Origin of the sequence: Novosphingobium taihuense, assembly GCF_007830315.1 — a bacterium.
Taxonomy (GTDB): domain Bacteria; phylum Pseudomonadota; class Alphaproteobacteria; order Sphingomonadales; family Sphingomonadaceae; genus Novosphingobium; species Novosphingobium taihuense.
The window spans coordinates 177,913-204,004 of record NZ_VLKJ01000002.1 but is presented as its reverse complement, the minus strand read 5'-3'; the positions used below and the strand labels follow the sequence as shown (position 1 = coordinate 204,004).

Annotated in this window: 24 protein-coding genes; 9 read left to right on the top strand and 15 right to left on the bottom strand. The window is 64.5% G+C overall.

Annotated elements, in window-relative coordinates:
* Window positions 1-2: 2 nt before the first annotated feature.
* The 8 genes from estDL136 to IQ25_RS05900 all read right to left on the bottom strand — a co-directional run bounded on the left by estDL136 (window position 3) and on the right by IQ25_RS05900 (window position 6,987).
* On the bottom strand, window positions 3-932 hold the full coding sequence (gene estDL136, locus IQ25_RS05935; protein ID WP_144903691.1) for a chloramphenicol hydrolase: 930 nt from the start codon (window positions 930-932) through the stop codon (window positions 3-5).
* A 14-nt stretch (window positions 933-946) separates the two neighbouring features.
* Window positions 947-1,846 carry an NAD-dependent epimerase/dehydratase family protein gene (locus tag IQ25_RS05930; RefSeq protein WP_144903689.1) on the bottom strand — a complete coding sequence of 300 codons (900 nt, stop codon included), beginning with the start codon at window positions 1,844-1,846 and terminating at the stop codon, window positions 947-949.
* Entirely contained in the window at window positions 1,843-2,262 is a 420-nt protein-coding gene (locus IQ25_RS05925) for a nuclear transport factor 2 family protein (protein ID WP_144903687.1), read from the bottom strand. Before IQ25_RS05925 ends, IQ25_RS05930 begins: the two co-directional genes overlap by 4 nt.
* Entirely contained in the window at window positions 2,259-3,131 is an 873-nt protein-coding gene (locus IQ25_RS05920) for an SDR family NAD(P)-dependent oxidoreductase (protein ID WP_144903684.1), read from the bottom strand. Before IQ25_RS05920 ends, IQ25_RS05925 begins: the two co-directional genes overlap by 4 nt.
* A gap of 258 nt (window positions 3,132-3,389) precedes the next feature.
* On the bottom strand, window positions 3,390-3,722 hold the full coding sequence (locus tag IQ25_RS05915) for a 2Fe-2S iron-sulfur cluster-binding protein (RefSeq protein ID WP_144903681.1): 333 nt from the start codon (window positions 3,720-3,722) through the stop codon (window positions 3,390-3,392).
* Window positions 3,723-3,732: 10 nt separating this feature from the next.
* Window positions 3,733-5,151 carry a cytochrome P450 gene (locus IQ25_RS05910; RefSeq protein ID WP_144903679.1) on the bottom strand — a complete coding sequence of 473 codons (1,419 nt, stop codon included), beginning with the start codon at window positions 5,149-5,151 and terminating at the stop codon, window positions 3,733-3,735.
* A 167-nt stretch (window positions 5,152-5,318) separates the two neighbouring features.
* Entirely contained in the window at window positions 5,319-6,206 is an 888-nt protein-coding gene (locus tag IQ25_RS05905; protein WP_144903676.1) for an SDR family NAD(P)-dependent oxidoreductase, read from the bottom strand.
* Window positions 6,207-6,222: 16 nt separating this feature from the next.
* Window positions 6,223-6,987: an EthD domain-containing protein gene (locus IQ25_RS05900; protein ID WP_144903673.1), complete on the bottom strand. Its 765-nt coding sequence runs from the start codon at window positions 6,985-6,987 to the stop codon at window positions 6,223-6,225.
* Window positions 6,988-7,129: 142 nt separating this feature from the next.
* On the opposite strand from IQ25_RS05900, the gene IQ25_RS05895 reads away from it, so the two are divergent.
* The 3 genes from IQ25_RS05895 (at window position 7,130) to IQ25_RS05885 (ending at window position 11,581) form a co-directional block, all read left to right on the top strand.
* Window positions 7,130-8,821, top strand: a complete 1,692-nt coding sequence (locus IQ25_RS05895) for an FAD-dependent oxidoreductase (protein ID WP_181447198.1) — start codon at window positions 7,130-7,132, stop codon at window positions 8,819-8,821.
* Window positions 8,814-10,610 carry an acyclic terpene utilization AtuA family protein gene (locus IQ25_RS05890; protein ID WP_144903668.1) on the top strand — a complete coding sequence of 599 codons (1,797 nt, stop codon included), beginning with the start codon at window positions 8,814-8,816 and terminating at the stop codon, window positions 10,608-10,610. The genes IQ25_RS05895 and IQ25_RS05890 overlap by 8 nt, the downstream gene beginning before the upstream one ends.
* A gap of 152 nt (window positions 10,611-10,762) precedes the next feature.
* Complete coding sequence (locus IQ25_RS05885) at window positions 10,763-11,581, top strand: Coq4 family protein (protein WP_144903665.1); 819 nt, start codon at window positions 10,763-10,765, stop codon at window positions 11,579-11,581.
* Between the two features lie 65 nt (window positions 11,582-11,646).
* On the opposite strand, the gene IQ25_RS05880 is transcribed toward IQ25_RS05885, so the two are convergent.
* The 3 genes from IQ25_RS05880 to IQ25_RS05870 all read right to left on the bottom strand — a co-directional run bounded on the left by IQ25_RS05880 (window position 11,647) and on the right by IQ25_RS05870 (window position 16,954).
* Window positions 11,647-14,067 (bottom strand): TonB-dependent receptor, encoded by a 2,421-nt coding sequence (locus IQ25_RS05880; RefSeq protein ID WP_181447193.1) that lies wholly within the window; start codon window positions 14,065-14,067, stop codon window positions 11,647-11,649.
* A 143-nt stretch (window positions 14,068-14,210) separates the two neighbouring features.
* Window positions 14,211-15,089 carry a Coq4 family protein gene (locus IQ25_RS05875; RefSeq protein ID WP_144903663.1) on the bottom strand — a complete coding sequence of 293 codons (879 nt, stop codon included), beginning with the start codon at window positions 15,087-15,089 and terminating at the stop codon, window positions 14,211-14,213.
* A 122-nt stretch (window positions 15,090-15,211) separates the two neighbouring features.
* Entirely contained in the window at window positions 15,212-16,954 is a 1,743-nt protein-coding gene (locus IQ25_RS05870; protein WP_144903660.1) for a D-aminoacylase, read from the bottom strand.
* A 225-nt stretch (window positions 16,955-17,179) separates the two neighbouring features.
* On the opposite strand from IQ25_RS05870, the gene IQ25_RS05865 reads away from it, so the two are divergent.
* Entirely contained in the window at window positions 17,180-17,899 is a 720-nt protein-coding gene (locus IQ25_RS05865) for a hypothetical protein (protein WP_181447192.1), read from the top strand.
* Between the two features lie 547 nt (window positions 17,900-18,446).
* Complete coding sequence (locus IQ25_RS05860; RefSeq protein WP_144903657.1) at window positions 18,447-18,995, top strand: nuclear transport factor 2 family protein; 549 nt, start codon at window positions 18,447-18,449, stop codon at window positions 18,993-18,995.
* Window positions 18,996-19,048: 53 nt separating this feature from the next.
* Here the strand turns inward: IQ25_RS05860 and IQ25_RS05855 are convergent, their stop codons facing one another.
* From IQ25_RS05855 to IQ25_RS05845, 3 genes are read right to left on the bottom strand one after another with little or no spacing between them, the layout of a single operon-like run.
* A complete protein-coding gene (locus IQ25_RS05855; protein WP_144903654.1) occupies window positions 19,049-19,945 on the bottom strand; it encodes a dioxygenase family protein in 897 nt (298 codons plus the stop codon).
* 27 nt (window positions 19,946-19,972) lie between these two features.
* Entirely contained in the window at window positions 19,973-20,263 is a 291-nt protein-coding gene (gene catC, locus IQ25_RS05850; RefSeq protein WP_144903651.1) for a muconolactone Delta-isomerase, read from the bottom strand.
* 3 nt (window positions 20,264-20,266) lie between these two features.
* Window positions 20,267-21,430, bottom strand: a complete 1,164-nt coding sequence (locus IQ25_RS05845; protein ID WP_144903648.1) for a muconate cycloisomerase family protein — start codon at window positions 21,428-21,430, stop codon at window positions 20,267-20,269.
* Window positions 21,431-21,504: 74 nt separating this feature from the next.
* Here IQ25_RS05845 and IQ25_RS05840 point away from each other — a divergent pair, with 74 nt between their 5' ends.
* Entirely contained in the window at window positions 21,505-22,398 is an 894-nt protein-coding gene (locus tag IQ25_RS05840) for a LysR family transcriptional regulator (RefSeq protein WP_144903645.1), read from the top strand.
* Window positions 22,399-22,414: 16 nt separating this feature from the next.
* Here the strand turns inward: IQ25_RS05840 and IQ25_RS05835 are convergent, their stop codons facing one another.
* Window positions 22,415-23,329 carry a LysR family transcriptional regulator gene (locus IQ25_RS05835; protein ID WP_144903643.1) on the bottom strand — a complete coding sequence of 305 codons (915 nt, stop codon included), beginning with the start codon at window positions 23,327-23,329 and terminating at the stop codon, window positions 22,415-22,417.
* A gap of 106 nt (window positions 23,330-23,435) precedes the next feature.
* On the opposite strand from IQ25_RS05835, the gene IQ25_RS05830 reads away from it, so the two are divergent.
* The 3 genes from IQ25_RS05830 to benD are packed head-to-tail and all read left to right on the top strand — an operon-like array spanning window position 23,436 to window position 26,081.
* A complete protein-coding gene (locus IQ25_RS05830; RefSeq protein ID WP_144903640.1) occupies window positions 23,436-24,797 on the top strand; it encodes a Rieske 2Fe-2S domain-containing protein in 1,362 nt (453 codons plus the stop codon).
* A gap of 14 nt (window positions 24,798-24,811) precedes the next feature.
* Window positions 24,812-25,285 (top strand): benzoate 1,2-dioxygenase small subunit, encoded by a 474-nt coding sequence (gene benB / locus IQ25_RS05825; RefSeq protein WP_144904210.1) that lies wholly within the window; start codon window positions 24,812-24,814, stop codon window positions 25,283-25,285.
* Window positions 25,278-26,081, top strand: a complete 804-nt coding sequence (gene benD / locus IQ25_RS05820; protein ID WP_144903638.1) for a benzoate diol dehydrogenase BenD — start codon at window positions 25,278-25,280, stop codon at window positions 26,079-26,081. The genes benB and benD overlap by 8 nt, the downstream gene beginning before the upstream one ends.
* Window positions 26,082-26,092 lie beyond the last annotated feature (11 nt).

Genomic DNA, 26,092 nt, shown 5'->3' with positions numbered 1-26,092 from the left:
CGTCAGCCCTCCGCGAAAGCTGCTTTCACCCGCGCACCTGCCCGTTCGATATAGGGTAGGGCATCGGGCACCGCCTCGAACATCGAGAAGAAGCCGTGGATCATGCCCGGCGCCAGTTCGGTCTCCACCGGAACCCCCGCAGCCTTCAGCGCCTCGGCATAAGCAAGCCCTTCGTCGCGCAGGGGATCGTATTGCGCCACCAGCACCGTCGCGGGCGGCAGGCCCTCCAGGTTGTCGTGACGCAGGACCGCCGCGTGCGGGTGCGGATCGCTGTGGTCGCCCACGTAATGCGCCCAGAACCACTGCATCATCCGCGTGGTCAGGAAATAGCCCTCGGCATTCTCGGTGTAGGAACCGTTGGTGAAATCGGTGTCGGTCACCGGATAGATCAGCAGCTGATGCGCCAGCTTCGGCCCGCCTGCATCACGCGCACGGATCGCCACGGCGGCAGCAAGGTTGCCACCTGCGCTGTCGCCCGCCACCGCCAACCGCGCCGGATCGATGCCCAGTTCGCCCGCGTGCTCCACCGCCCAGAGCAGCGCATCGTGGCAATCGTCGAGCGGCCCCGGGAAGGGCGTTTCCGGGGCGAGCCGGTACTCCACCGACAGCACCGCCGCCCCGCTCGCCACGGCCAGTGCACGGGCCGAAGCATCGTGCGTCTCGACCGAACCGACCACCCATCCGCCGCCATGGTAGAACAGCACCAGTGGCGCGTTCTCGCCGGCACCCTCTGGCTTGTAGAGCCGCGCCGTGATCGTGCGCCCGGTCAGCGCCAGCGTCACGTCGCGCACCTCTGCCACTGCAGGCGGCGGCCCCATCTGCATCGGCCTGTTCGCCTCGCGCAGTTCCTCCGGCGTGACCGTTTCGTAATCGACCGGCGGCATCTGCGCAAAGAAGCCAAGCAGCGCCTCGACCTGCGGATTGAGCGTCATCGGTGGTCTCTCCCTTAGCCGTATTGGGCGACGATTTCGGCCACAGCCGCCGCCACGTCACCACGACGATAGCCGAGCAGCGCGGTTTCGCCAGCGTCTGGTTCATAACTGATCGTGTTGCCGCGCCCTTGCGGGATGGCGACATCGGGCAGCAGCGGCAACTCCTCGTCGCGCTCTTCCAGATCGACATCACTTCCAACCGCATCGAAGAACAGCTGGAAGTATTCGCGGAACGTGAGGTTTTCATCGCCCACCAGATAGGCCTTGCCCGGCTCGCCCCGCAGCAGCGCCCCTTCGATCGCCTCGGAGAGCGAGCGGAACGACATGAAGTTGGTGCCGCCGGTTGGAGCGAAAAACGGGATCGGGATCTGCCCCTTGGCCCAGGCGACATAGGGTTCGAAGATCGCGCTGGGCAGGCCCGGCACCGCGCCGACCATGAAGGGCGCGTTGACGCTGACCACATCGAAGCCTTCGCGCCCTTCGTCGCGGGCGAGCTGGCAGGCGGCAAGGCGCGACTGGATATAGACATTGCCCGCGATCAGCTCCGGCGCGGCCTGCGGGTAGAAGCTGCCAAGCTGCACCGCGCGCTGCACCCCGGCCTCGCGCGCGGCGGCGAATACGGCGGGGAGTGCCTCGTGGTTGGCCTTCTTCAGCCACGCCGCGAAGTCCTCGCCCTGCGGCACGTGGCGCGGATCGTTGCCAGCGGCAAAGACCATCCAGTCGAAGCCCGCAAGCCGGTCGGCGGTAAAATCGCCCGCGACGTAATCGCCCTTGAGGAAACCGAGGCCGGTGAGCGGCGTCCCTGTCGGCGCGGCAGAGCGACCGGTAATCGTTACCTCATGCCCCTGTGCCGCCAGATGCAGCGCGGCATGGCCGCCCAGCGCCCCCGTCCCGCCGATGACCAGTACCTTCATGCGCCTGTTCCCTTGATCGGCCGCAGTTCTTCCCAATCGACGATCAGGGTGCGGCGGGTGAATTTCCAGTTGTCGCCTTCACGCCGCCACTGGTCCTGATAGCGGATCGCCCAGACCAGCAGCGTGTCGCCATCGGGCGCGGCAATTCGGTGTTCGGCGGTGGAGCGGGTTTCGCCTCGCGCCGTGTCGCCGTCCACGGTCACATCCATGTCGTGCACCACATGGCGCGTCATGGTGAAGGCGTGGGCGAGGTGGTCGATCGAACCGAGGTTGGCTTCGAGGCCGGTGATGCTGAAGCCGGGGCCGGTGATCTCGATGTCGTCGGCCAGCACCTCGCGCCACAGCGCCTTGTTCCGCCGGTCGGCACCGACGGCATAGCGTTCGGCGGTGCGGCGCAGGGCGGAAAGGTCGCTCACGAAACGGTGCCCGGTATCACGAGCCCATTGCCCGAGATCAGCGGCACGTTGGTCCATTCGCCCTGCGGCGTGCGATACCAGCCTGCAGCCGCCAGCGCGCCGCCGTCGATATTGATCGTGCTGCCCGTCACCCACGCCGCCAGGGGGCTGGCAAGGTAGAGCGCGGCACCCGCGCAGTCCGACGGCTGGCCGAAGCGGCCCAGCGGAATCCAGCGCTCTTCGTGGGTGCGGTTCTCGGGCGGAATCATGTAGTCGAGCGCCACTTGCGGCGTGTCGGTCGTCTCGGGCGCGATGGTGTTCACCCGGATGCCTTCGGGCCCAAGCTCCAGTGCAAGGCTCTTGGTAAAGCCCGTCACCGCCCACTTTGCTGCGGCATAAACCGAGCAATAGGGAATGCCGCGATGCGCCTCGATCGAGGTGACATTGATGATCGAGGAGCCCGGCGCGCCCTTGCGCAGAAGTGGGATCATCGCCTTGGTCATGCGCAGCAACTGGCCAAGGTTCACGTCGAGGATTTCCTCCGCCTCCTCGTCTTCCAGCATGGAAAAGGGCCGTGCGTGAACGAAGTGGCCGACATTGTTGACCAGCACGTCGAGCCTGCCGGTTTCCGCCGCGATCCGCTCGGCCAGCATCGCGCCCACACCGCGCTGGCGCACGTCGCAACGGAACACGCGGGCAGATGGCATGGCGGCTTCAGCGGCATCGGCATTGGCCGGATCGATCTCGGCGATCACGACATGCGCGCCCGCTCCGGCAAAGGCCTCGGCAATGGCGCGCCCGATGCCCACGCCGCCGCCGGTTACGAGCACTGTCTTCCCCGTGAAGTCCAGCGCTTGCGCAGCAAGGCCAGCATTCGTTCCCGCAGTCATCGGATGTCGTCCCTCTCCACGCCGATGATTCGGCGAACATGATTACTATTTCTACGCATAGTGTTTTCGGATGATCGGGATGTCAACCGGATGCGTAAGAGAAGAAGTCAAGATTTGCAGATGTTTGATCATTCTGGCTGACGCTGGAGACCCACCCCCAACCCCTCCCGCCTGCGGGAGGGGAGCGAGACTTGACGAACCATAGGAGAGGCTAGTCGCAGCGGGGTGGGCAGTCCGCTCGCGAAGGTCGTGCGGCAATCAGATACCGGGCTGATCCGCCGGAATGTGCACCACCAGCCCGTCAAGCTCCTCGCCAAGCTGGACCTGGCACGACAGGCGGCTGTTCGGGCGGATCTCCACCCCCTCGATGGCCTCGAGCATCTCGCGTTCGTCAGGCCGCGCCGAACCCGTGCGGTCGAGCCACTCCGGATCGATATAGCAGTGACAGGTGGCGCACTGCATCATCCCCCCGCACAGCGCGTCGATCCCGTCGACAAGATTGCCGACCGCGAGCTGCATCAGGGTCATGCCCTCGAAGTTCACGCACGTGCGCTGCGAACCGTCCGGCTGGACGAATGTCACCTTGGCCATTCAGTGCGCCTCACGCATGTGCCGGGCAACCGGCCGCCTTGGCCAGCGCCGCAACGTCCGCGCTCGCCGCAGCCCCGTCCACCTTGCGCCGCCTGTAGCGCACGCGGCAGGGTTGGGCCGGCCAATAGGTCGATGCACCGGCAATCGGCCGCACCTCGTCGATCAGTTCCATGTCGAAGTTCTGCAGCAGGATCGCCACCAGCACCTTCATTTCCATGCGCGCAAAGTTCACGCCCGCACAGCGATGCACCCCGCCGCCAAAGCCGATCAGCGAATTGCTCTCGATCTGCGCATCGGGGTTGGCTGGGTTGAAGCGTTCGGGATCATAGGCATCGGCATTGCGGAAGGTCTCTTCCATGCGGTGGCTGACAGAAGGCGCCAGCAGCACGAACTCGCCCTTGCGAATGGTATAGCCTTCGCGCTCGATATCGGCGCTGGCCTTGCGGCTGAGCATGTAGGCGACGGGATGAAGCCGCTCGGTCTCGCGCAGGGCAAGGTCCATCTTCTCCATGGCGATGGCATGTTCCCAGCTCAGGTTTCCGCCAATGCCGCCACCCAGCAGCGCCGCCGTCTCGTCGCGCAGCACTTGCGCATAACCGGGGTTCTGCAACAGGTCGGCCAGCGCCCAGCTGACCTGCCCGGCCGTCGTTTCGTGCCCCGCCCAGACCAGCAGCAGGATCAGGTGGCGGATGATCTCGTCGGGCACGGGGCGGCCATCGGGATACTTCGTCTCGATCATCGTCTGGAAGAAGTCGGGCGGATCGAGCGGGCTCGCGCGGCGCTTGTCGATCCACGATTGCAGGATCGCGTGCAGCTTCTTCTTGGCGCGTTGGGATTTCACCATCTTGGGCGTCGGCAGCCACAGCGGCAGGACGAATTCCATGCCGCCCGAAAAATCGCGGAACAGGTCGAAGAATTCGTGCCCCAGCTTCTCGTGGAACTCGCGCCCCATGAAGCTGTGCGCGGCAATGTCCATCACCACCGGGCCGAGCGTCGGGATCAGGTCGAACTCGCCTTCCTCGCCCAGCCTGTCGACGAGGTTGAGCGATTCCTCGACCATCACCGGCACGTACTGCTTCATCGATGCCGCCTTGAACCGGGGCATGATGATCGCGCGCTGGCGCAGGTACTCGTCCATTTCGGCAAAGGAATAGAAATCGGGCGAGAACATCTTGAGGAAGAACGGCATCGACTCCCGGATCGAGAGCAGCTTGTCGGTCTCCTCGAAGAAGAAGCGGTTGTGTTCGGGCCCCAGCATCACGTTCATGCGCTGGCCCATGAAGTTCATCGCGAACATCCGCCCCTTGCTGCGGTAGCCGCGCTTCAGGACCGAAACCGGATCGCGGAAGAACTGTGCGAGATGCCCAAGAAGTGGCGTGCCTCCATCGAGCAAGGGAAGGCCACCGGCAGAAGGTGCTGCGCTTGCCATGCGATTTTCTCCCAATCGGCCGGTTGCTCCGGCTTGACGGGCGAAGCGTATGGAGCGCGGGATCGGGCGCAAGGGGGCAGGGCTGTGAGGTATCGCCCGATGATCCGTGGGGGATCATCGGGTGAACTTGGCCGACAGGGGTTAGGGGTGGGCCCTCCCACTACCCCTCAATAAACCGCCGCCGGATTCTTCGGACGCGGGCTGCCCAGCATATCGCGGTGCGAGGGTCGGTCATGACCCCGGTCGGTAACGCCCAGCTCCTTGGCAATCTCCGCCACGATCAGCGTCTGGCCCGAAAGCTCGTCGCGGTTGGGCGCGCTGTCGATCGCGGCGAGGACGTGGGCGGAAAACTCGGGGTTCTCGGCCATCGAGAGGAAGCCTTCGTACTGCTCCGGATTGGTCTTGGCCGCGATCAGCGCGCGCTCGGTCAGCTGCGGGCCAAGCCAGAGCGAGACGGCGATCACCCCGGTGCCGCGGAAATCGTGCTCCATGTCGTGCGCCAGCTTGTCGAGCCCGGCCTTCTGCGCGCCATAGGCGGGGCCGTGCATGTAGCAGGTCGCGCCGAACGAGGAGGTCATCGCGATCAGGCCCGACTTCTGCGGCACCATGATCCGGGCCGCGTGCCAGCTTGCCACGTAGGCGCTGCGCAGGCCGACATCGATGATCTTCTGGGCGTCGAGCTCCTTCTCCCAGAACGGCGCCTTGTCGATCAGCTGGTGGTGCATGTAGGCGGCATTGTTGACCAGCACGTCGAGGCGGCCCTGCTCGTCCATGATCTGCTCGAATACGCGGGCAACGCTCGCATCGTCGGCATGATCGCAGACGACCGGAATGCCCTTTCCGCCCAGGTCATTGATTTTCTGTGCAGTTTCGGAAACGGTGCCGGGCAGCACGGTGCCATCCCAGCCCTTGGCATCGCCGGGGGTGACGGTCCGGCCGGTGACATAGACGGTGTATCCCATCTCGCCAAAGCCTCGGGCGATCCCGGCGCCTGCACCCCGGCTGGCACCGGTGACGAGAGCGACCTTTGGCGCGATCTTCGGTTGGTCGGACATGTCGGTTCCTCTTGATTCAGGTCAGCCCAGATGGGCGAAGTCGTTGGGCGAAGTCGAACTGGCTGGTGGGGATGATGTCGTTGCGGGTGAAGTCGAGGAAGGCGTGGCAGCTGTCCATCATCGCATCGAGATTGGCCTTGAACTTGGCCGGATTGCCGACCGCGTCGAAAAAGGCCTCCGGTTCGCTCAAGGCATTGATCGGGAAGCATTCTTCCACGAAGGCACTGTAAGCGGGCGCATTCTCGGTCAGCGGGCGCACGATCAGGTTCTGGACGTACTCGAAGTTGGCCTGGGTCTCGATCGCCACGCGGGTGTGGTGCGAATGCCAGTGGGCGATGGCCGCTTCGCGCGAGAGGTCCGGACGGAACGAAATGAAGCTCGCCTGGCTCCAGCCCCATGTGCGCTCGGGGATCTCCCCCAGTTGTTTCCCCGGGGAAACATTTGCAGAACATGGGTGTGCGGTGTTCGGGATGATCTCCGATTCGCAGACCAGCCACGCGGCAAACCATGCGCTGTGCGCGGCGAGCGCGACATCTACCTCGCCCCGGAAGCGGGCGTTGGCGGACGGCATCCAGAATTGTGCGACGGCGGCCTGCTGCGGGGCCTGCCACTGCTGGACCAGTGCCTCTCCCGGCGCTACCGTGGCATCGCGGATGTTGAGACGCACGCGGCTGGCGCCTGCTGAGACCAGCGCCTGCGGCAGCGTTTCGAGCAGGCGCGCGCCATAGGCCTCGCGCGTTTCGCCCGGTGGCACCCAAAGCGCGGCGACGACCTTTTCCATCGCTTCAGCCTCTCCTAACCCATTTTTTCGTAGAATCCTTGAGCCCATTCTACGCATGGAGTTGACATGAGCGCAAGTCTGGCCGACGTTTGCGTCAAATTTCGGGAGAGAGGGCGCCGATGTGCCCCGCTGGCAGGACAATATGACGGTGAACTGGCAAAAGGAAGTCGACGTCGTCGTCGTAGGCTCGGGCGCGGGCGGGATGCTCAGCGCGCTGGTGGCGGCGAAGAACCGGGCCGACGTGCTGGTGGTCGAGAAGGACAAGCTCTGGGGCGGCACCAGCGCGACATCGGGCGGGGGCATATGGATCCCCGGGAGCGATCAGGCCAAGGCCCTGGGATTCGAGGACAATCTCGACGACGCCTTCAAGTATGTCCGTGCACTGTCCGCCGATAACGTGCCCGACGAGAACATCCGCGCCTATGTCGAGAACGCCGCGCCGATGCTGCGCTGGGTGACGGCGAACACCGGGGTGATCTACACCTCGCAGCCCTATCCCGATTACCACGCTGAGAATCCCGGCGGATCGGTGACGGGATACCGCACCCACCTGCCCGAGATGTTCGACGGCACGCTGCTCGGTAACGATCTGAAAACACAGCGACTTCCCTCGCCCGCGGCGAGCCTGTTCGGCTACCTCAACTGGACTTTCGCCGAGACCTACCAGCTGCTCTATCGCGGCTCCGGCTGGCTGACGGGGCTGGCGAAGAACATGGCCAAGTACTGGTTCGACTGGCCCCTGCGCTTCACTTCGCGCAAGGACCGGCGGTTGACGCTGGGCAACGCGCTGACCGGCGCCTTGCGCGTTGCGCTCAACGAGGCGGGCGTGCCGCTCTGGCTGGCCACGCCGATGAAGGAGCTGGTGACCGAGAACGGGCGCGTTGTCGGCATTGTGGTGGAGAAGGACGGCAAGCCCTTCGCCATCCGCACGCGCAAGGGCGTGGTGCTGGCGGCGGGCGGGTTCGACAAGAACCAGCAGATGCGCGACGCGAACGCGCCGCTCTACAACAAAGCCTGGGCATCGGGCGGGGTGACGAGCAATACCGGCGATGCCATTCGGGCAGGGCAGGCCGTGGGCGCGGGCACGATGAACATGCAGTCGGCCTGGGCCGCGCCGGTGTTCCATGTTCCGGGCGAGGATCGCGGCCGGTTGTGCACCATCGAGCGCGCGCTGCCGGGGTGCATCATGGTCAACCAGAAGGGCCAGCGCTACCTGAACGAGGCGGCTTCGTATCACATCGTCGGCCAGCAGATGGCGCGGCGGGAAAAGGAATTCGGCGACGCGTCACCCAGCTGGATGGTGTTCGACCACAAGTATCGCCACCAGTTCCCGATGGGCCCGCTGCTGCCGCTGGTGCCCGACTGGCTGCAATCGGGCGCGGTCAAGTCTATCCTCAAGAAGGGGCGCACGATCGGTGAACTGGCGCGGGCCATGGGCGTCGATCCGGCGGCGCTGGAACTGCAGATCGCGCGCTTCAATGCCGGCGCGGCCAAGGGGGAGGACCCCGAGTTCCATCGCGGCGATGCGGCCTACGACCGGATGTATGGCGACTATCGCCACCAGCCCAATCCCTGCCTTCGCCCGCTGACCGAAGGGCCATTCTATGCCATGCCGATCTACCCCGGCGACATCGGCACCAACGGCGGCCTGCGCACCAATGCCAAGGCACAGGTGGTGGACGATGCCGGGCAGCCGATTGCGGGCCTCTATGCCGTGGGCAACAACGCGGCCTCGGCCATGGGCGAAAGCTATCCGGGCGCTGGCGTTACCATCGGCCCGGCGATGACCTTCGGCTATGTCGCGGCGCGGGACCTGACCGGGGCCAATGCCTGACGCGGGCAAGATCGTCCGCATCGGCGGGGCGAGCGGGGCGCTCAACGACAGTGCGATTGCCGTGCCGGGGCTGCTCAAGGTGGAGGGCCTGAACTACCTCGCCTTCGATTACCTTGGCGAAGGGGCGATGGGCATCTTCCGGCGGATGCGCCAAGCCGATCCTGCCTCGGGCTTCCTGCCGGACTTTGTCGACATCCACATCGGGCCGTACCTCAAGGAACTGAAGGCGCGCGGCATCCGTGTGACCGCCAATGCCGGGGGCATGAACCCGGAAGGTCTGGCCGAACTGATCCGCCAACGCGGGCGCGAGCAGGGGCTGACCTTGCGTGTCGCGACGGTGACTGGCGACGATGTCGAGCATCTCGTGCCGCAACTGCGCGCCGAGGGACTGCGCGACATGTACAGCGGCGCGCCTCTGCCCGAGGGCAGCATCGGCATGCATGCCTATATCGGCGCATTCGGCATTGCCCGCGCGCTGGAGGCCGGGGCCGATGCGGTGATTACCGGGCGTGTCGTGGATTCCGCGCTGATCCTGGGGCCGTTGATCCACGAGTTCGGCTGGGGCGCAGACGATCTCGATCTGCTGGCGGCGGGGACCGTGGCGGGCCACCTGCTGGAATGCGGCGCGCAGGCAACGGGCGGGACGTTTACCGACTGGCAGGACGTGCCGGACTGGGCCCAGATCGGCTTCCCGGTGGGGGAATGCCATGCCGATGGCAGCGTGGTGATGACCAAGCCTGAGGGCACCGGAGGGCTGGTTTCGGTCGGCACGATTGCCGAACAGCTGCTTTACGAAGTGGGCGATCCGCGCGCCTATATCGTGCCCGACGTGGTCTGCGATTTCACCGGGATCACGCTGGAGCAGGTGGGGCCGGACCGGGTTCTGGTGCGCGGGGCCAAGGGTTACGCGCCGCCTGAAACGCTGAAGCTGTGCGGGACTTATGACGACGGCTGGCGCTCCGTCGCGCTGATCCCCGTCAGCGGAATCGATGCGGTGGCCAAGGCGCGGCGGACGGCGGATGCGCTGCTGGAGCGCGTCTCGGCCATGCTCGACGAGCGCGGCTGTGGGCCGTGGCGGCAGACACATGTCGAGGTGATCGGCACCGAGACGGCATGGGGGCCGAGGGCGCAGGCGCTTGCCCCCCGCGAAGTCCTGCTCAAGATCGTGGTCGATCATGCCATGCCTGCGGCCTGCCTGCTCTTCGGGCGCGAGCAGACGACGGCGATCATGAACATGGCAGTCGGTACCTCGATTGCGCCGATTATCGCCGCGCCGCGTGCCTTTCCGCTGACGGGGATGGTCTTCGGCCTGATCGAGCGGGCGCGGGTGGCGCAAGCGGTGGCGCTGGATGGCATTGCGCTCGACTTTGCCGATCCGGTCAGGCCGGGGTTCGATCCGGCCGCATTGCCGCAGCTCGAAGCCCCGGTCCCGCCGACCGCTGACGATCTCGTCGAAGTGCCGCTGATCCGGCTGGCCTGGGCTCGCAGTGGCGACAAGGGGCGGCTGTTCAACGTGGCCGTCATCGCGCGCGATCCGGCGTCCCTGTCGTGGATCCGGGCGAGCCTCAGCGTGGAAGCGGTGACCGACTGGTATCGCCACCTGTTCGATGATCCCGCCCATGCGCGGGTCGAGCGGTTCGAGGTGCCCGGCACCCATGCGATAAACTTCGTGGCGCACGATGCGCAAGGCGGCGGGATCAATCTCTCGCCGCGCTTTGATGCGGCGGCCAAGAGCATGGCGCAGCACCTGCTGGAAATGCCGGTGCGAGTGCCGAGGGGGCTGGTGTAAAGACGCCTCCCGCTTTCGTCATTGCGAGCGACCCCAGGTCGCGCGGCAATCCAGAGCGGCTTGCACGACGCTCTGGATTGCTTCGTCGGCTGCGCCTCCTCGCAATGACGAGGATTTGGGGCGACAAGTATATGCGTGAGAGGAACTGACCGATGGCCGATGACCTGCCCTACCTTGCGCGCGGTGCTAAGCCGGTGGCGACCGACAGCACCGTGCTGGTCAGCAATTCGGACTACCTCAACGAGCCGCGCCTGCGCGACTGGCTGGCTACTGCCTATCTGCGCAAGAGCGGCAAGGATTCACCCACCACGCTCGATGCGCACAGACTCTATGGCATCCTTGCCGACATCTTCGACGTGCCCCGGATCGAGGCGCTGTTCACTGCCGAGCGCAAGCGCTGGCCTGAACTGGACGCGTGGTTCGAGGAAGGCTTTTCGTCGAATTTCACCGTGGACGAACTGCTGGCCAATCCGGAAGGATCGCTGGGCCACACCTTCGGCCGCTACTTGCGCGACAACGGGTTCGAGATCGACATCGTGCCGCGCTTCGTGCCCCGCAACCAGTTCGAATACTTCTCGCTGCGCAGCGGGCAGACGCATGATCTGGAGCATATCGTCTGCGGCGGCGGGTTCGACATCATCGGCGAGCTTGTGCCCTATTTCGCGCGGCTATCGAACCTGCCGCGCTTCCTCGATCCGGAACTCGTCGGACTGATCAATGCCGGGCAATTGCTGGGTGCGCTGCGGCTCGTCTCGCGCACCGGGCTGCACTATCCGGCGGCGTTTCCGACTGCGCTGAAGGCGGTGCGCTGCGGCATGGACGTGGGCGAGCGGTCCGGGCCCTACTGGATGGCGAAGTACGAGGACGTGTTCCATCTGCCGCTGCAGGAAGCACGGGCGACGCTCGGCATCGTCGGCGCGGTGGACCTCGATAGCCGCGAGGCTTCGCGGTTGTGGCCGGAATATAGCTGATAGCACAAGCAACCGAGGGGCCGGAGCTTTCGCCCCGGCCCCTCTCCCTGTTTATCCGTTGATCCTCAGAAGTTTACGCCAAGCTCCACGCCATAGGTGCGGCCGCGTTCGTAAGTGCCGGTGAACAGCAGCACCGGCGCGCCGAAGGCGATGTAGCGCTTGTCGAAGATGTTGTCGCCGAACACCGAAAGCGAGACGCGTGCGCCGCCCAGCCCGATTTCGGCCACGCCGAGGCGGCCGTTGACCAGCCAGTATCCCGGCTGCCTGTTGCGGTCTTCAAGAACGGGCTGGCCGGTGAGGATGTTCCGCAACGGAGTGGAGGTGAGGTAGTAGGTGCTGCGATAGCGGCCTTCGATCAGCGCCGAGACATGGCCGCCGTTGCTGGTGAAATCGGGCGAATTGTAGGTGGCGGCGGCTCTGCCGGTCCATTTCGAGAAGTAGGTCGGCCGGGCAAAGGCGGCGACGTCCTGCCCGTTGAGGATGAACTGCTTGTAGTCGAAATCGGTGTAGGAGACGCTGCCCGACAGGTTCAGGCCGGCAACGGGCACCACATCGAGTTCGGCTTCGAAGCCCTTGATCTTGGCCTTGCCCGCGTTGTCGAAGAACTGCCGCCCGTTGATGAAGTTCTGGGTCTGCAGGTCCTTGTAATCGTTGTAATAAGCCGCGACGTTCAGGCGGACCTTGTTGTCGAGGAACTGGGTCTTTGCGCCGAGTTCGTAGGAGGTCAGGTTCTCAGGCCGATAGGGAATGCCCGAAAGGATGCCGCCCGAGACGTAGCCGGTGGCGATCTTGGCAAAGAGCGTGGTCTGTTCGTTCGGCCGCCAGGTGGCGATACCGGTCCAGGTCAGCTTCTTGTAGGTCGCCTTGTAATCACCCACGCCCAATGACCCGCCCTGCGCGCCCGAGATTGCGAAGATCTTGAGCTCGCGATCGTCGATCGTGCCGCGCAGGCCGCCAGTCAGGTCGAAACTGTCGGACAGGTGCCAAGTCAACTGGGCATAGCCGGCCATGGAATCGTTGACGCCCTCGGTGCGGGTGATGCCGCTGCCGAAGATGTTGTCGAGCGGGCTGGGCACGATCGTGGCCGAAGGCGTGGGCGAAAGGATGCCGAGCACTTCGGTGCCGGGCGACTTCTCGTGGAAGTAGAACAGGCCCGCAGTCAGCTGGTAGCTGTCGTTGGAAAGCTGGAACTGCAGCTCCTGGCTGAACTGTTCCTGGCGCGTGGCGCGGGCCGAGAGCAGCGGGAAGAAGTAGTCGTTGGGGCCGGGGGCGTTGGCCGGGTTGAACAGGATTGCCTGGATCTGCTGCGGGGTAAGGCCGGGGGTGAGGAACGCGCCCAGCTGCTGGAAAGTGAAGCGCATGCCGCCGGCCGAGCCGAGATCGAAGATCACCGGGTCCTGCCGGAACTTGCGATAGGCGCTGATCGACTTGACGGTGAGATTGTCGTTCGCTTCCAGCGTCAGCGTCAGGCTGTGGCCCTGGGTGACGACATGCTCCTCGCTGGTGGCGGCGGCCACGGAGGACAGCGGGCCGTTCAGGCCTTCGTTGGTGGTGCCGCCGAAGAACGGTTGCAGCGCGACGATGGGGCCGAGCAACTGGCCAGAGGCATCGGGGATCACGCCAAGGCTCTGCATCGCGCGGCCCGAGGCGCGGGTGTCGGTATAGTCGAAGCGGTAGTCGGCGGTCAGCGCGCCGAATTCGCCGCGCACCGCGATCTGCCCGCCATCGACGTTGCGATGGCCGAGCTTCCTGACGAAGCGCTGAGTGCCGAATTCGGGCGCGCGCAGGGCAATGTTGAGGCCCTTGCCGGCCATGGTGTTGGTCACATCGCCATCGATCTGGTCATGCAGGTAGGACAAGCGGATCGAGAACGGGCCGATCTGCGGCAGGTCGAGCGAGACCTTGCCGCGAAACGCATCATAGTTGCCGTAGGAAGTGGTGGCGCGGACGCCCCATTCGCCCTTGGGCGCGGCGGTGACGATGCTGATCGCGCCCGAGGTGGCGTTGCGTCCGAACAGCGTGCCCTGCGGCCCGCGCAGAACTTCGACGCGCTGGATATCGGAAAAGTCGAGCAACGAGCCGACCGCGCGGCCGATATAGACGCCGTCGATATACATGCCGACCTTGGGATCGACCGAGTTGGACGAGGTGCCCGAGGCAACGCCGCGGATGATGATCGTGGGGTTGGACTGCTGGCCCTGGTTGTTGAACTGCAGGCTGGGGGCAAGGCCTGCGAGATTGCGCACGCTGGTGACGCGCAGGGCTTCAAGCTGTTCGGTGCCGATGGCGGTGACGGCAACGGGCACCTTCTGCAGGCTTTCCTCGCGGCGCTGCGCGGTGACGATGATTTCCTGGACCGAGGCGGACTGGCCGGTGGCCTGAGGCTCCTCTGCCTCTTCGGCCTGCGCCATGGGCGCAAGCGAAAGGGCGCTCAGGCCAAGGATCGAACCGCGCAGGAGGCGCGTCCGGAAATGCCGTGCTTTCATCATGTCTCTCCCTCCGTTGTGTTGTCGTCTTTTCGTCTCGCCCGGGTTCTTGCCGTGGCGCTGCAAGGCAAAGGGCGGCGCAGCGCATTGCGCCCGCCGCCCCGGTATTCAGTCAGGTGGTCTGGAGTTGATCGGACCCGCTCTCATTCGGCGGCTTCCATCATGGGGACGCCATAGTTGGGGTCGTCCTCGTTGCAGAGGCGGTTGGTGTCGTCCCAGCGGCTGTCGATCACCGGGGTGATGTTCAATTCGCGGCGGATGTCCTTGATCTGGACGTCGGCATATTCGCGCCAGTCGACCAGCATCAGCGGGTATTTCCAGTTGCGGCCCTGCTGCGCGCCGATGAACTCGGCCTCGAGGTTGACGACCATCGCTTCGGGATAGAACAGCGCGTCCTTCATCGTGGTCTTGGCCTTGAGGTAGAAGGCGATGCGGCTGAAGAAGTTGCTCAGCTCCGGGTGGAAGTAGAGCGACTTGGCGTGCATGTTGGCCGAAAGCAGCGCCACTTCGCCGCCATGGTTGGGGCCGAAGCCGGTGACCATGTGCTCGATATCGTGCGAAAGCGCGGTCTGGCGCAGGTAGTAGGTGAAGTCGTTGACGACCTGGATTTCCTGGAAGAACAGGTCAAGCTGATAGCCCGAGTTCACCATGAAATCGTGGATCTTCGCGCCCAGCGTGCCGGGAGCGCAGCCCTTGGTTTCCTCGATCGTGAAGTTCGACAGGCTCTTGCGATCGAGCCAGCGCTTGAACAGCGGCAGGCGGGCCTTTTCCATCTCGAACAGTTCGATGATGCGGGGCATGTCTTCCAGATCGTGGAGGATCTGCGCGACTTCGGGGATGTAGGCGGTGTTGGGCAGGTCAGGCCCGTTGCGGCGCAGCATTTCCTGCGAAATGAGCGCGCGCAGGCCTGAATGGTTGAGGTATTTGGACGAGCTGACGAGGACCGAGCTTTGCGTCTCGATCTTCTGGATCCGGCCGTTGAAGTAGGCCCGGTCGGCATCGCCGATCTTTGCTTCGCTCATGTCGGCATCCTTTCCACTTTGGCTTTCCTTATGTTCTGCAAACAGGTTCGGGGGCGTCCGGGAGGGAGTGGACGCCCCCTGTGCGAGGGATCATCTTTGGGGGTTAGCCCTCGCTAAGGGCATCATTCGGCAGCCTCTGCCAGCGCGGCATCATCGTTGGCGGGCGAGAGGAACTGGCCGGGCATCGCGCCGGTGAAGGCGCCGTTCTCGAAGGTGGGCACGCCGTTCACGAGGGTGAGGCGGGTGGGCATCGCGGCGCGGGTGAAGCGCCAGGTGGTGCCACCGCGGCCATCGGGCACATCGTGCGCCTTGACCATTTCGCGGCGCTGGATCTCGTCCATGTTGAACACCGCGATATCGGCGCGCTTGCCCACGGCGATCACGCCGCGATCGTGCAGGTTGAAGTGCCCGGCGAGCTTGCCGGTCATCACATGGATGGCCTGCTCGAGCGTCAGCTTCTTCTCCTCGCGGACATATTGCGTGAGCAGCAGCGCGTTCTCGCCGCCACCGCAGAGCATCTGCAGGTGGGCGCCAGCGTCGGAGATATTGCCGACGGTGCGAGGGTCCTTCATCAGTTCCAGCGTCAGCGCCTCGTCCTTGGGGAAGGGGGCCATGTGGACGGTGGAGCGGGTGCCGTTCTTGAGGATCCAGTCGGCCATCGCGTCCGAACGGTGCAGGCCGAGGCTGTCGGCGTATTCCTTGAGCGTGATGTTGAGGGGTCCGGTGCCGTTCTCGCTATCGAGCAGGAACAACTCCTGCGGGTTCTTGAGCGGCGAGTGATCCCAGGCCTGCGTGTCCCAGCTTTCGCGGGCACGGGCGCGCCATGCGGGATCGGCAAGGAGAGCGGCCTTCTTGTGGTGATCGTCTTCCAGCACGACTTCATGCCAGACGTAATCGTTCGACTGCGCGAAGATCAGCGACTTGACGAGGCTGAGCGTCGAGGTGGGCGAGACGTGGGCATAGCCCGGCCAGACGTCGACACCGGCTTCGCGCATCTTGCGCACAGACTCCTGCATCGCGGGCAGGATCGGCTTCTGGAATTCAAGCGTCGGGATGGCGCCTGCGATCTGCACCTTGATCTTGCGGCCGCCGAGCAGCCTTGCGAGCCGTTCGAGGTTCGCAGGGCCGGTCATGCGCATGAAGGTGTCGACGATGACCTGGTAGCAGCATCCGGGGTAGCGCTCCATCACGTCGAACAGGGCTTCGAACTCGGCGTCGCAGGCCTTGAGCGAGGGGACCGGGCGGTTCTGGCCGTCATGGTCGTGCATGTTGTCCGACAGGCCCAATGCGCCTGCGGCCAGCGCATCGTCGAGCAGTTCGGCCATCTTGGCGATCTCTTCCGGGGTCGCTTCGCGCTCCCACGCCTCGACTCCCATCGCGGCAAGGCGGATGGCGATGTGGCCGACGTAGGCGGCGTAGTTGAGCGGAACCTTGACGTTGCGTTCGACAGAGGCGCGATATTCGCTCCAGCTGTTCCAGTCCCACGGCAGGTTCTGCATGAACGGACCTTCGGGGATGTCCTCGAAGAACGAGAAGATGCCGATCATCTCGCGCTGGGCGGGCATGTACTTGTGCAGCGGAGCGGGCGAGAAGCCGCAGTTGCCCATGACCATCGTGGTCGCGCCATAGCCCGGCAGCGGATCGAGATCGGCCTGCCACCACATCGTGCCGTCATAATGGGTGTGGCTTTCGATGAAGCCGGGGGTGACCTGGCAATCTGTGGCGTCGAAGACGCGCTCGCCTGCGGCCTGCAGGTTCGGGCCCACTTCGGCGATCACGCCATTCTTCACGCGCACGTCGGCCTTGAAGGCGGGCGCGCCGGTGCCGTCCACGACGGTACCGTTCTTGATCAGGATGTCGGACATTGTGTTCTCCCGTTTGGCTCGCCGGACTGCCGCTTGTTGCGCAGCACCCGTGCAGAATCTTGTTCGTTGGGTGCAGCATATGCGCGGGGCCTGACTTGCGAAGCAGGGCTCTTGCCAAACGGATCATCCTGTTATCTAATTCGGATCATGACGCGATACGATCCAACTGCATCCGCAATGATTTCTGCCCTTCGCCGCAATTTGCGCAGAGAAGGATGGACTGTTTTGCGAATTTCGCAAGAACTTGGAGTCGGTGAGGCGACGGTCAAGCGGTGGCTGGCGGGCAAGGGCCTCACCATCGACCGGCTGGAGCGAATGGCACAGCTGTGCGGACTGGTGCTGGGCGATCTGGCGCGCGAGGCGGAGGAGAGCCCCGGCGATCTGGCCCACGAACTGACGCTGGCGCAGGAGAAGGCGCTTTCGACCAATATCTTCCTGTCGTTCCTGTTCATGGCGCTGCTGGGCGGGGTGCCGCCCGATGAAGTGGCGGCAGACTTCAACGTGCCCAAGGCGGCGATGGATGCCGCGCTCGACCGGCTGGAGCGGCTGGCGCTGATTGACCGGTTGCGCAGCGGCCGGGTGCGCCCGCTGGTCGACCGCGCGCTGGTGTTCCGCAAGCAGCCGCTGCGCGCGCTGTTCGAGGCGCACATGAAGCGCACCTTCTTCGAACTGGACTATTCGCAGCCCGAGACGATCTACAGCGCCGAGACGGTCAAGCTATCGCCTGCCGGCGCGGCACAACTGGCCGAACTGATCGAGCGGCATCACGTGGAAGTGCAGGCCCTGGCCGAACGCGACCACATCGCACACCCGGCAGCGCCGGGAAGTGGATGGTACGGGATGCTGAGCGTGATGCGTGGGTTGGACATGGAGCCGATGCGGGTGGACGGGATCATCGCGTGGACCGAGGCACTGGGAGCGGGCGGGGCGAAGGGGCCGGTCTGAGATGCAGCCATGCACATCTTCTCGTCATCCCTGACGCGATGCGGCATTCTGCCTTTTTGCTGGCGGGCGGCGACGGGATTAGGTTCTGCAGCGCTGGAGGGCCGGAATTGGCTGGCCTTGCGACCTACAGGTTTGGGCAACTTGGCATGGGAAAGCTGGCTAGCCTTATTCGGCAACCGTATCGCCTTCGAACGTGGCTACGCCAGATACTGCCCCACTTCATGATGAGCATGGTGCCGAAGGGTGAGGACTGCGAGCGAGCTGGTGGATCGCATCAATGGTACAACAAGGACCACACCCTTTCGGCCTGCTATCATTGCTGCGTCGTTCGCAAGGGCAGGCTCTGGGAATAATCGCCGCTGGGCCACGGGTTCAGGACGTGCAACCGGGCCCGCGGGTAGCGCGACGGCGCTGTGCTCCTATCCGGTGATTTGCGCAATCCATGCGCGGGATGCGCAGGAAACGTGCGGGCCGGGCAAGCAGCGTTTGCACTGGCAGGGCTGGGGCAGATACCGGCAATAGCAGGCAATGCACGGGAGAATGGCGCATGGACGAACTGGCTGAGTTGCGGCATCGCGTAGCCTTGCTGGAAGCGGAGGCCGCCGTGCGCCGCCTGCTGGCGCGCTATCTGTATCTGTGTGACGTACCCTTGCCGGAACCGGGCCTGACCGATGACGAACGCGCCGAGGCCATCGGCAGCCTCTTTGCCGAAGATGGTATCTGGCAGGGGGTGGGCGGTGCGCACGGGGCGCAGTTCGGCGAACATCGCGGACCCTCCGGGGTTGCCGCACACATGCGCCGTTTCTTTGCCGAAGCCAGGCCGCGACAGGTCTTCAACACCCATTACCTGACGTCGGAACAGATCTACGATGTGGGCGAGGACCATGCAGAGGGCACCTGGGTCCAGTTCCAGCCCTGGGTGCACGACGATGGCTCGACCCTGATCCGGTCGAGCCGCCTGCGCGTAACCTTCCGCCGCACTGACGCCGGCTGGAAGATCGCCCGCTACCGTACCGAGAACCTCTTCATCGGCGACCTGCCGAGCGGGTGGGCACAGACCCTGATAGGCAATTCGGTGCTGATGTCCGTGGAATGAGAGAAGGGGAGCGACGGTTTTCGTCACTCCCCTTCCCTAGCCGGATTACGCGATCAGCCCTGCGCGCGCGCGCGTCGTGAAAAGCTCTGGTCCTCGTCGTTCCTCGCGCGCTGCAGCTGGAAATCGAACGCGATGTGCGCGGTGTCGCCCTGACGGCTCGGCACCGGCAGCAGGCCCTCCCGCGTGCCGAAGGCAAAATCGTCTGCGGCAAAGGGATCGTCGCCGAAGTTGATCTGGGTGGTCAGCGTGCGATAGCCCGGCGCTTCGACGAAGAAGTGAACGTGGGCGGGGCGATTGCCATGGCGGCCCAGCGCCTGCATCAGCACGTCGGTAGCGCCGCCCGGCGGCACCGAATAGCCGTGCGGCATCTTCGAACGGAAGGCGTAGCGGCCATCGGCGGCCAGCTTGATGCGGCGGCGGTTGTTGAACGGGGTCTGTTCGCCGGTCGGATCGAAGTGCGAATACCAGCCCTGGCTGTTGGCATGCCAGACGTGGAGAATGGCGTCCTTCACGGGTTCGCCATCGGGGCCGGTAACAATGCCCGTCATGTGCAGGGTATCGGTATCGTCGGGGTCTGAGGTCAGGTCGACTTCAGAGGTGCCATCCACCAGCGGGGCACCGGCGACGTAGAGCGGGCCTTCGATGGTGCGCGGGGTGCCGCCGGAAAGGCCTGCTTCGGCGTCCTTGGCGTCCATGTAGAGATCGAGGAAATGTTCAAGGCCGATGCCGGGAAGGATCAGGCCGATCTCGCCCGCGCCATCGGCAAGGTACTTGGCCGCCTGCCAGAATTCGCTTTCGCTGATGTCGTGCTTGACGATTATGTCGGCGGTCGCCTGCAGCAGGTCACGCATGATCGCCTTGAGGCGGGGATTGCCGCCGTCGACATCAAGCCCGCTGGCGCGGTCTAGCAGTTTCTGGACGGCTTCGGTGCTGGCAAAGTTCGCAGGCATCTCGTTACTCCCGGGTGTCTTGTGGTTTCAGCGATCGTCGTCGCGAATGGAAGAGGGGTGCCGGCACAGCGGCGTGACCTTGATGGTCATGAACGGATAGAGCGGCAGGCCCATCAGGATCTCGTGCAGGCGCTCGTTGCTGGCGACATCGAAGATCGAGACGTTGGCGTAGAGCCCCGCCACGCGCCAGATATGCCGCCATTCGCCGCTGGCTTGCAGGTTCTGGCTATAGGCCTTTTCCACCGCCTTGATCCGATCGGCCTCGGCCTTGTCGAAATCGAGCGGGATGTTGACGGTCATCTCCACCTGGAACAGCATCGGTCAGGCTCCTTGCAGGGCGAATTGGCTGGTGGTGCGATCGCGGCGGAAACGCGCGACGCGATCTTCGTCGAGCGCGATGCCAAGGCCTGGGCCAGTGGGCACGGCCAGGGCAAAATCGCGATAGGCGAGCGGCTCTTCGAGGATTTCCTCGGTCAGTAGCAGCGGGCCGAACAGTTCCGTGCCCCATTCGAGCGCCGGGAACGTTGCAAAGGCGTGGGCCGAGGCAATGGTCCCGATCGCGCCTTCGAGCATCGTGCCGCCATAGAGCGCAATGCCCGCGGCATGGCCGATCTGGGCAACGGCGCGCGCGGCATCGAGGCCGCCGGATTGTTCGATCTTCACGGCAAAGACATCGGCCGCGGCGCTACGGGCAAAATCCATCGCGCTGGCAGGACCCGTGAGGCTTTCGTCGGCCATGACCGCGATCAGGCCCAGCGCAGTAAGGCGGGCCATGCCATCGCGGTTGTGGCGGATGATCGGCTGTTCCACCAGGTCGCAGCCGACATCGGCAAGCATGGCAAGGCCGCGCCGTGCGGTGGCCTCGTCCCACGCCATGTTGACATCGACCCGCACCGAGGCGCGCGAACCCATGGCCGCCTTGATCGCGCCAACGTGCGCCACGTCCTGTTCAAGCGGACGCTTGCCGATCTTGAGCTTGAACGCGTTGTGGCGGGCCATGCCCAGCATCTGTTCGGCTTCGGCAATGTCGCGCGCGGTATCGCCGCTTGCCAGTGTCCAGAGAACGGGCAAGGCATCGACCCGCCGCCCGCCGACAAGTTCGCTTACCGGCAGGCCCAGCCGCTTGCCCTGCGCGTCGAGCAGCGCTGTCTCGATTGCGCACTTGGCAAAGTTGTTGCCGACGACATGGCGCGCCAGCAGCGCCATCGCCATCGCGGGGCGGGCGGCATCAAGTCCTTCGAGCAGTGGCGCGAAGTAGCTGTCGATCGCAACCTTGATCGTTTCGGGGCTTTCGGGCCCATAGGCTAGACCGCCGATGGTGGTGGCCTCCCCGATCCCGATGATACCGTCAGAGCAGGTTATGCGGACAAGGCAGATCGTCTGCGAATGCATGGTGGCCATTGCCAGCACGTGCGGGCGGATTGTCGGAAGATCGAGAATGATCGTCTCGATCCCGAGAATCGTGGGATTTTCGCGTAAGCTCATGCGTTCTTTGACTAGGCGTTGCGCGAGCTATCGGGAAAGACTAGTTCCGGGGGGGATCATACCCGGGAGGTATCGTGGAAGTTCGACACTTGCGCTATTTTCTGGCCGTGGTGGAGCAGCGGGGCTTTACGCGCGCGGCCGAGCATCTTGGCGTATCGCAGCCTCCCCTCAGCCGCCAGATCCGCGATCTCGAGATCGAACTGGGCGTGGAGCTGTTCGAACGCGGGACCCGGCCCGTGCAGCTGACAGAGGCGGGACGCCTGCTGTTCGAACAGGCAGCCCCGGTCGTCGCCGCGCTCGACCAGATCAAGCCGATGATGAAGCGGTGGAAGCAGGCGCGCCGTCCGCGCTTTGCGGTGGGGGTGGTCGGCTCGATCCTGCATGGCGACATGCCTGCCATGATCCGCCGGTTCCGCGCGATGATGCCCGAGGTGGAGGTGGAACTGGTCGAGATGATCACGCTCGAACAGGTGGCCGCGCTCAAGACCGGACGGATCGATGCCGGGCTGGGCCGCGTGGCGATCGACGATCCGGCGATCGTGCGCGAAGTGCTGCTGGAAGAGCCGCTGATGGTGGCGATGCCTGCGGATTCCCCCTTGGCTGAGAATGGCGGCGCGGTGCCGATCGCGATGCTGGAAGGGGAGCGGCTGATCCTTTACCCCAGCCAGCCGCGGCCAAGCTATGCCGATCAGGTGCTGGCTATGCTCACGCGCAATGCCGTCGTGCCTTCGTCCACGCGCGAGGTGCGCGAGGTGCAGACGGCGCTGGGCCTTGTCGCCATTGGCGAGGGTATGGCGATCGTGCCCGAAGCCCTAAGCCAGACGCGCCACGGCAGCATAGTCTATCGTCCGCTGGCGGGCATCGGCGCGATTTCGCCCGTCATCCTCAGCCAGCGTGCGACAGACAGCAGCGCGGCAGCGCGCGCGTTTCGGAACGCAGGGCGGGAAACCTGGCCCAAGACGGCTTGAAGCTTCAGCCGCCCGGTCAGGCGCTGGTCTGCACCGCCGGATAGCCCCATTCGGCATAGCGCTGCTGGATGACGCCGATCATCAGGCGCAGTTCCGGCGAGATCGTGCCGATCCGGTGGCTCATGATGATCGGTGACGTGGCATGTTCCCGCAAAGGGCGATAGACCACGTCGTGCGTCCGGGAACGGCTGACCGATTCCGGCACGATCGCCAGTCCCTCCTCGGCCGCAACCAGCCCGATGGCGATCTGCAGTTCGCGCACTTCGTGGACCACGCGCGGTTCGTGCCCGCAATCGCGGAACAGCGATAGCACCTGATCGGCATAGCTTGGCCGGGGAGCGCTGGGATAGACGATCTGCGGCTCGGCAGCGAGTTCGTGTAGCGAAACAGGCTCATCCTCCTGGGCCAGCCTATGCTGCGAAGGTATTGCCACGACGAGTGTCTCCTCCCTCAGCACCGTACGTCTTATGGCTGGATCGTCAAACCGGATCCGGCCGAAGCCGACATCGATGCGGCCATCCTTGAGTGCGGCAATCTGCTGCAGGGAGGTCTGCTCGATCAGCACCAGTTCGACGTCTGGAGCTTGTGCCCTGAAGGCGCGGATGAGTTCTGGCAGGCGTGCATAGATCGTCGATGCGACGAAGCCGATCACGAAGCGGCGGCGCTCGGCGGCCACGGCCTCGTGCATCATGGCCTGCATTTCCTCCATGCGGCGCAGGATCTGCAAGGCTTGTTCGTACATCAGGCTGCCTGCCGGGGTGAGCCGCATCGGGCGGGCCTGGCGGTCGAACAGCGGGGCGCCCACTTCTGCTTCGAGATGCTGGATCGTCCGGCTCAGCGGTGGCTGCGCGATGTGGAGGCGTTCTGCCGCGCGGCTGAAATTGCGCTCTTCGGCAACGGCGATGAAATGGCGAAGGTGCCTGATGTCCATTGCTATACCTTGGCGGTATAATGATGCGACCGCAATGGTCTTTGATCCCGTCAGGCCAAGGCATTAGCCCACACCAAAGGCTGAAGCCTTGCGATGGGAGAATCCTGTGGCGCTGTCTCTTGAAGAACGCCTGAAATCCTCGGTGGTCGATGATGCGCAAGCGGGCGTGTTCCGCTGCCGACGTGACATCTTTACCGATCCTGCGCTGTTCGATCTGGAAATGAAGCACATCTTCGAGCGGGGCTGGGTCTACCTCGCCCACGAAAGCCAGATCGGCGCAGTGAATGACTGGTATTCCACCTGGATCGGGCGGGTGCCGGTCATCGTCACGCGGCACAAGGATGGAGCCTTGCGGGCCTTTATCAACGCCTGCACGCATCGCGGCGCGCAGTTGTGCCGTCGCAAGCGTGGCAACCAGCCCATTCTCGTCTGTCCGTTCCACGGCTGGAGCTTCACCAACGATGGAAAGCTGTTGCGGGCCAAGGACCAGGCGAGCGGAGCCTATCCGGCAAGCTTCGCGCAGGACGGTTCGCACGATCTGACGCCGGTGGCGAAGTTCGGAAACTATCGCGGCTTTCTGTTCGGCTCGCTCGATCCCGATGCCATGGCGCTTGAAGACTATCTGGGGGAAACCCGCGTGATCATCGATCAGATCGTCGATCAGGCGCCCGATGGCATCGAGATCCTTGCGGGCAGTTCCACCTATACCTTCGATGGCAACTGGAAGCTGCAGATGGAGAACGGCTGCGATGGCTACCATGTCAGCTCGGTTCACTACAATTACGCCGCAACGATGTCGCACCGCTCGCGCGAGGCGGAGAAGGAGGCGGGCGGCAAGGCCTTTACCAAGGCGGTCGATGCCAATGGCTGGTCAAGGAGCACGGCGGGCGTCTACGCCTTCGAGAACGGTCACATCCTGTTGTGGACGAACGTGCTGAATCCCGAAGTGCGTCCTGTCTGGTCACAAAAGGATGCGCTTGAGGCGCGTCTCGGTAAGGCGCGGACAGAAATCATCGTCTCGCAAAGCCGCAACCTGGCCCTTTATCCGAATGTCTTCCTGATGGACCAGTTCTCCACGCAGATCCGCGTGGTCCGCCCGATCAGCGTCGATCGCACGGAAGTTACGATCTATTGCTTCGCTCCCCGTGGCGAGAGTGCGGAACTGCGCGCAACCCGCATCCGCCAGTACGAGGATTTCTTCAACGTCAGCGGAATGGGGACGCCTGATGATCTCGAGGAATTCCGGAGTTGCCAGTCTGCCTATGCCGGGGCCGGCGATCTCTGGAACGATCTCAGCCGCGGGGCGACCCGGTGGATCGCGGGGCCCGACGAGAACGCGAAGGCGATGGGCATGAATCCGCTGCTTTCGAGCGAGCGGAGCGAGGACGAAGGTCTGTTCGTCCGCCAGCACGAATACTGGATGCAGGCGATGCTCAAGGCAGTCGCCTCGGAAAGCGTTCCGGCGTGACCCATGAAGACTACATGGCCGTTTGCGCCTTCCTTCACCGCGAGACCCGGTATCTGGACGACCGAGAGTGGGACGAGTGGCTTGCCTGCTATGACCCTGCTGCAGAGTTCTGGATGCCGTCATGGACCGATGACGATACCCTGACCGAAGATCCGCAAAGCCAGATCTCGCTGATCTACTACCCGGATCGCAAGGGACTGGAGGACAGGGTCTATCGCATCAGGACCGAACGCTCGAGCGCATCGATGCCCGAACCGCGCACCGCCCACATGATCGCCAATGTCGAAATCCTGCGCGAGGGCAAAGGGACCATCGACCTGCGCTTCAACTGGCTGACATCGAGCCACCGCGCAAGACAGACCAGCCAGTTCTTCGGCACATCGTTCTATACCCTTGCTGCGGGCGACAATGGCTATCGCATCCTGCGCAAGAAGGTGGTTCTGAAGGACGACTACATCCACCAGGTGATCGATATCTATCATGTCTGATCGTTCGAGCAGGGTCTTTACCGGGCGTTTCGATGGCAAGGTCGCCATTGTCACGGGCGCGGGGCAGGGCATCGGCGCTGGCGTTGCCATGCGCATGGCAGCCGAGGGTGCGGCGGTGGTGCTTGTCGACCGCGCGCCAATCGTGGGCGAGGTGAAAGCTGCCATTGTTGCCGCCGGGGGCAAGGCCGTGTCGTGCCAGACCGATCTCGAGGTGCACACCGGAGCTGCAGAGGCGGTGGCCACGGCGCTTGCCGCGTTCGGGCGGATCGATGTCCTGATCAACAACGTTGGCGGGGCGATCCGCATGCGGCCATTTGCAGAGTTCGAACCCGAACAGATCGACGCCGAGATCAGACGCTCGCTGATGCCTACGCTCTACTGCTGTCATGCGGTGCTTCCCGCGATGATCGCGCAAGGCGGTGGGACGATCGTCAATGTCTCGTCCAATGCCACGCGCGGCATCCGGCGCGTGCCCTATTCGGCGGCGAAGGGCGGCATCAATGCGCTGACCCAAAGCCTTGCCATGGAATATGCCGAAGCGGGCATCAGGGTCGTCGCCACGGCACCGGGCGGAACGCAGGCGCCTGATCGCAAGGTACCGCGCAACCCGCACGGCGATAGTGCCGCAGAGCAGGCCTGGATGGCGCAGGCCGTGGCGCAGGTCACCGCGTCAGCCTTCATGCGACGCTATGGCACGCTCGATGAACAGATCGCCCCGATCCTGTTCCTGGCCAGCGACGAAGCCAGCTACATCACCGGCTCGATCCTTCCGGTTGCCGGTGGCGATCTGGGCTGAAGGCCTTTCGG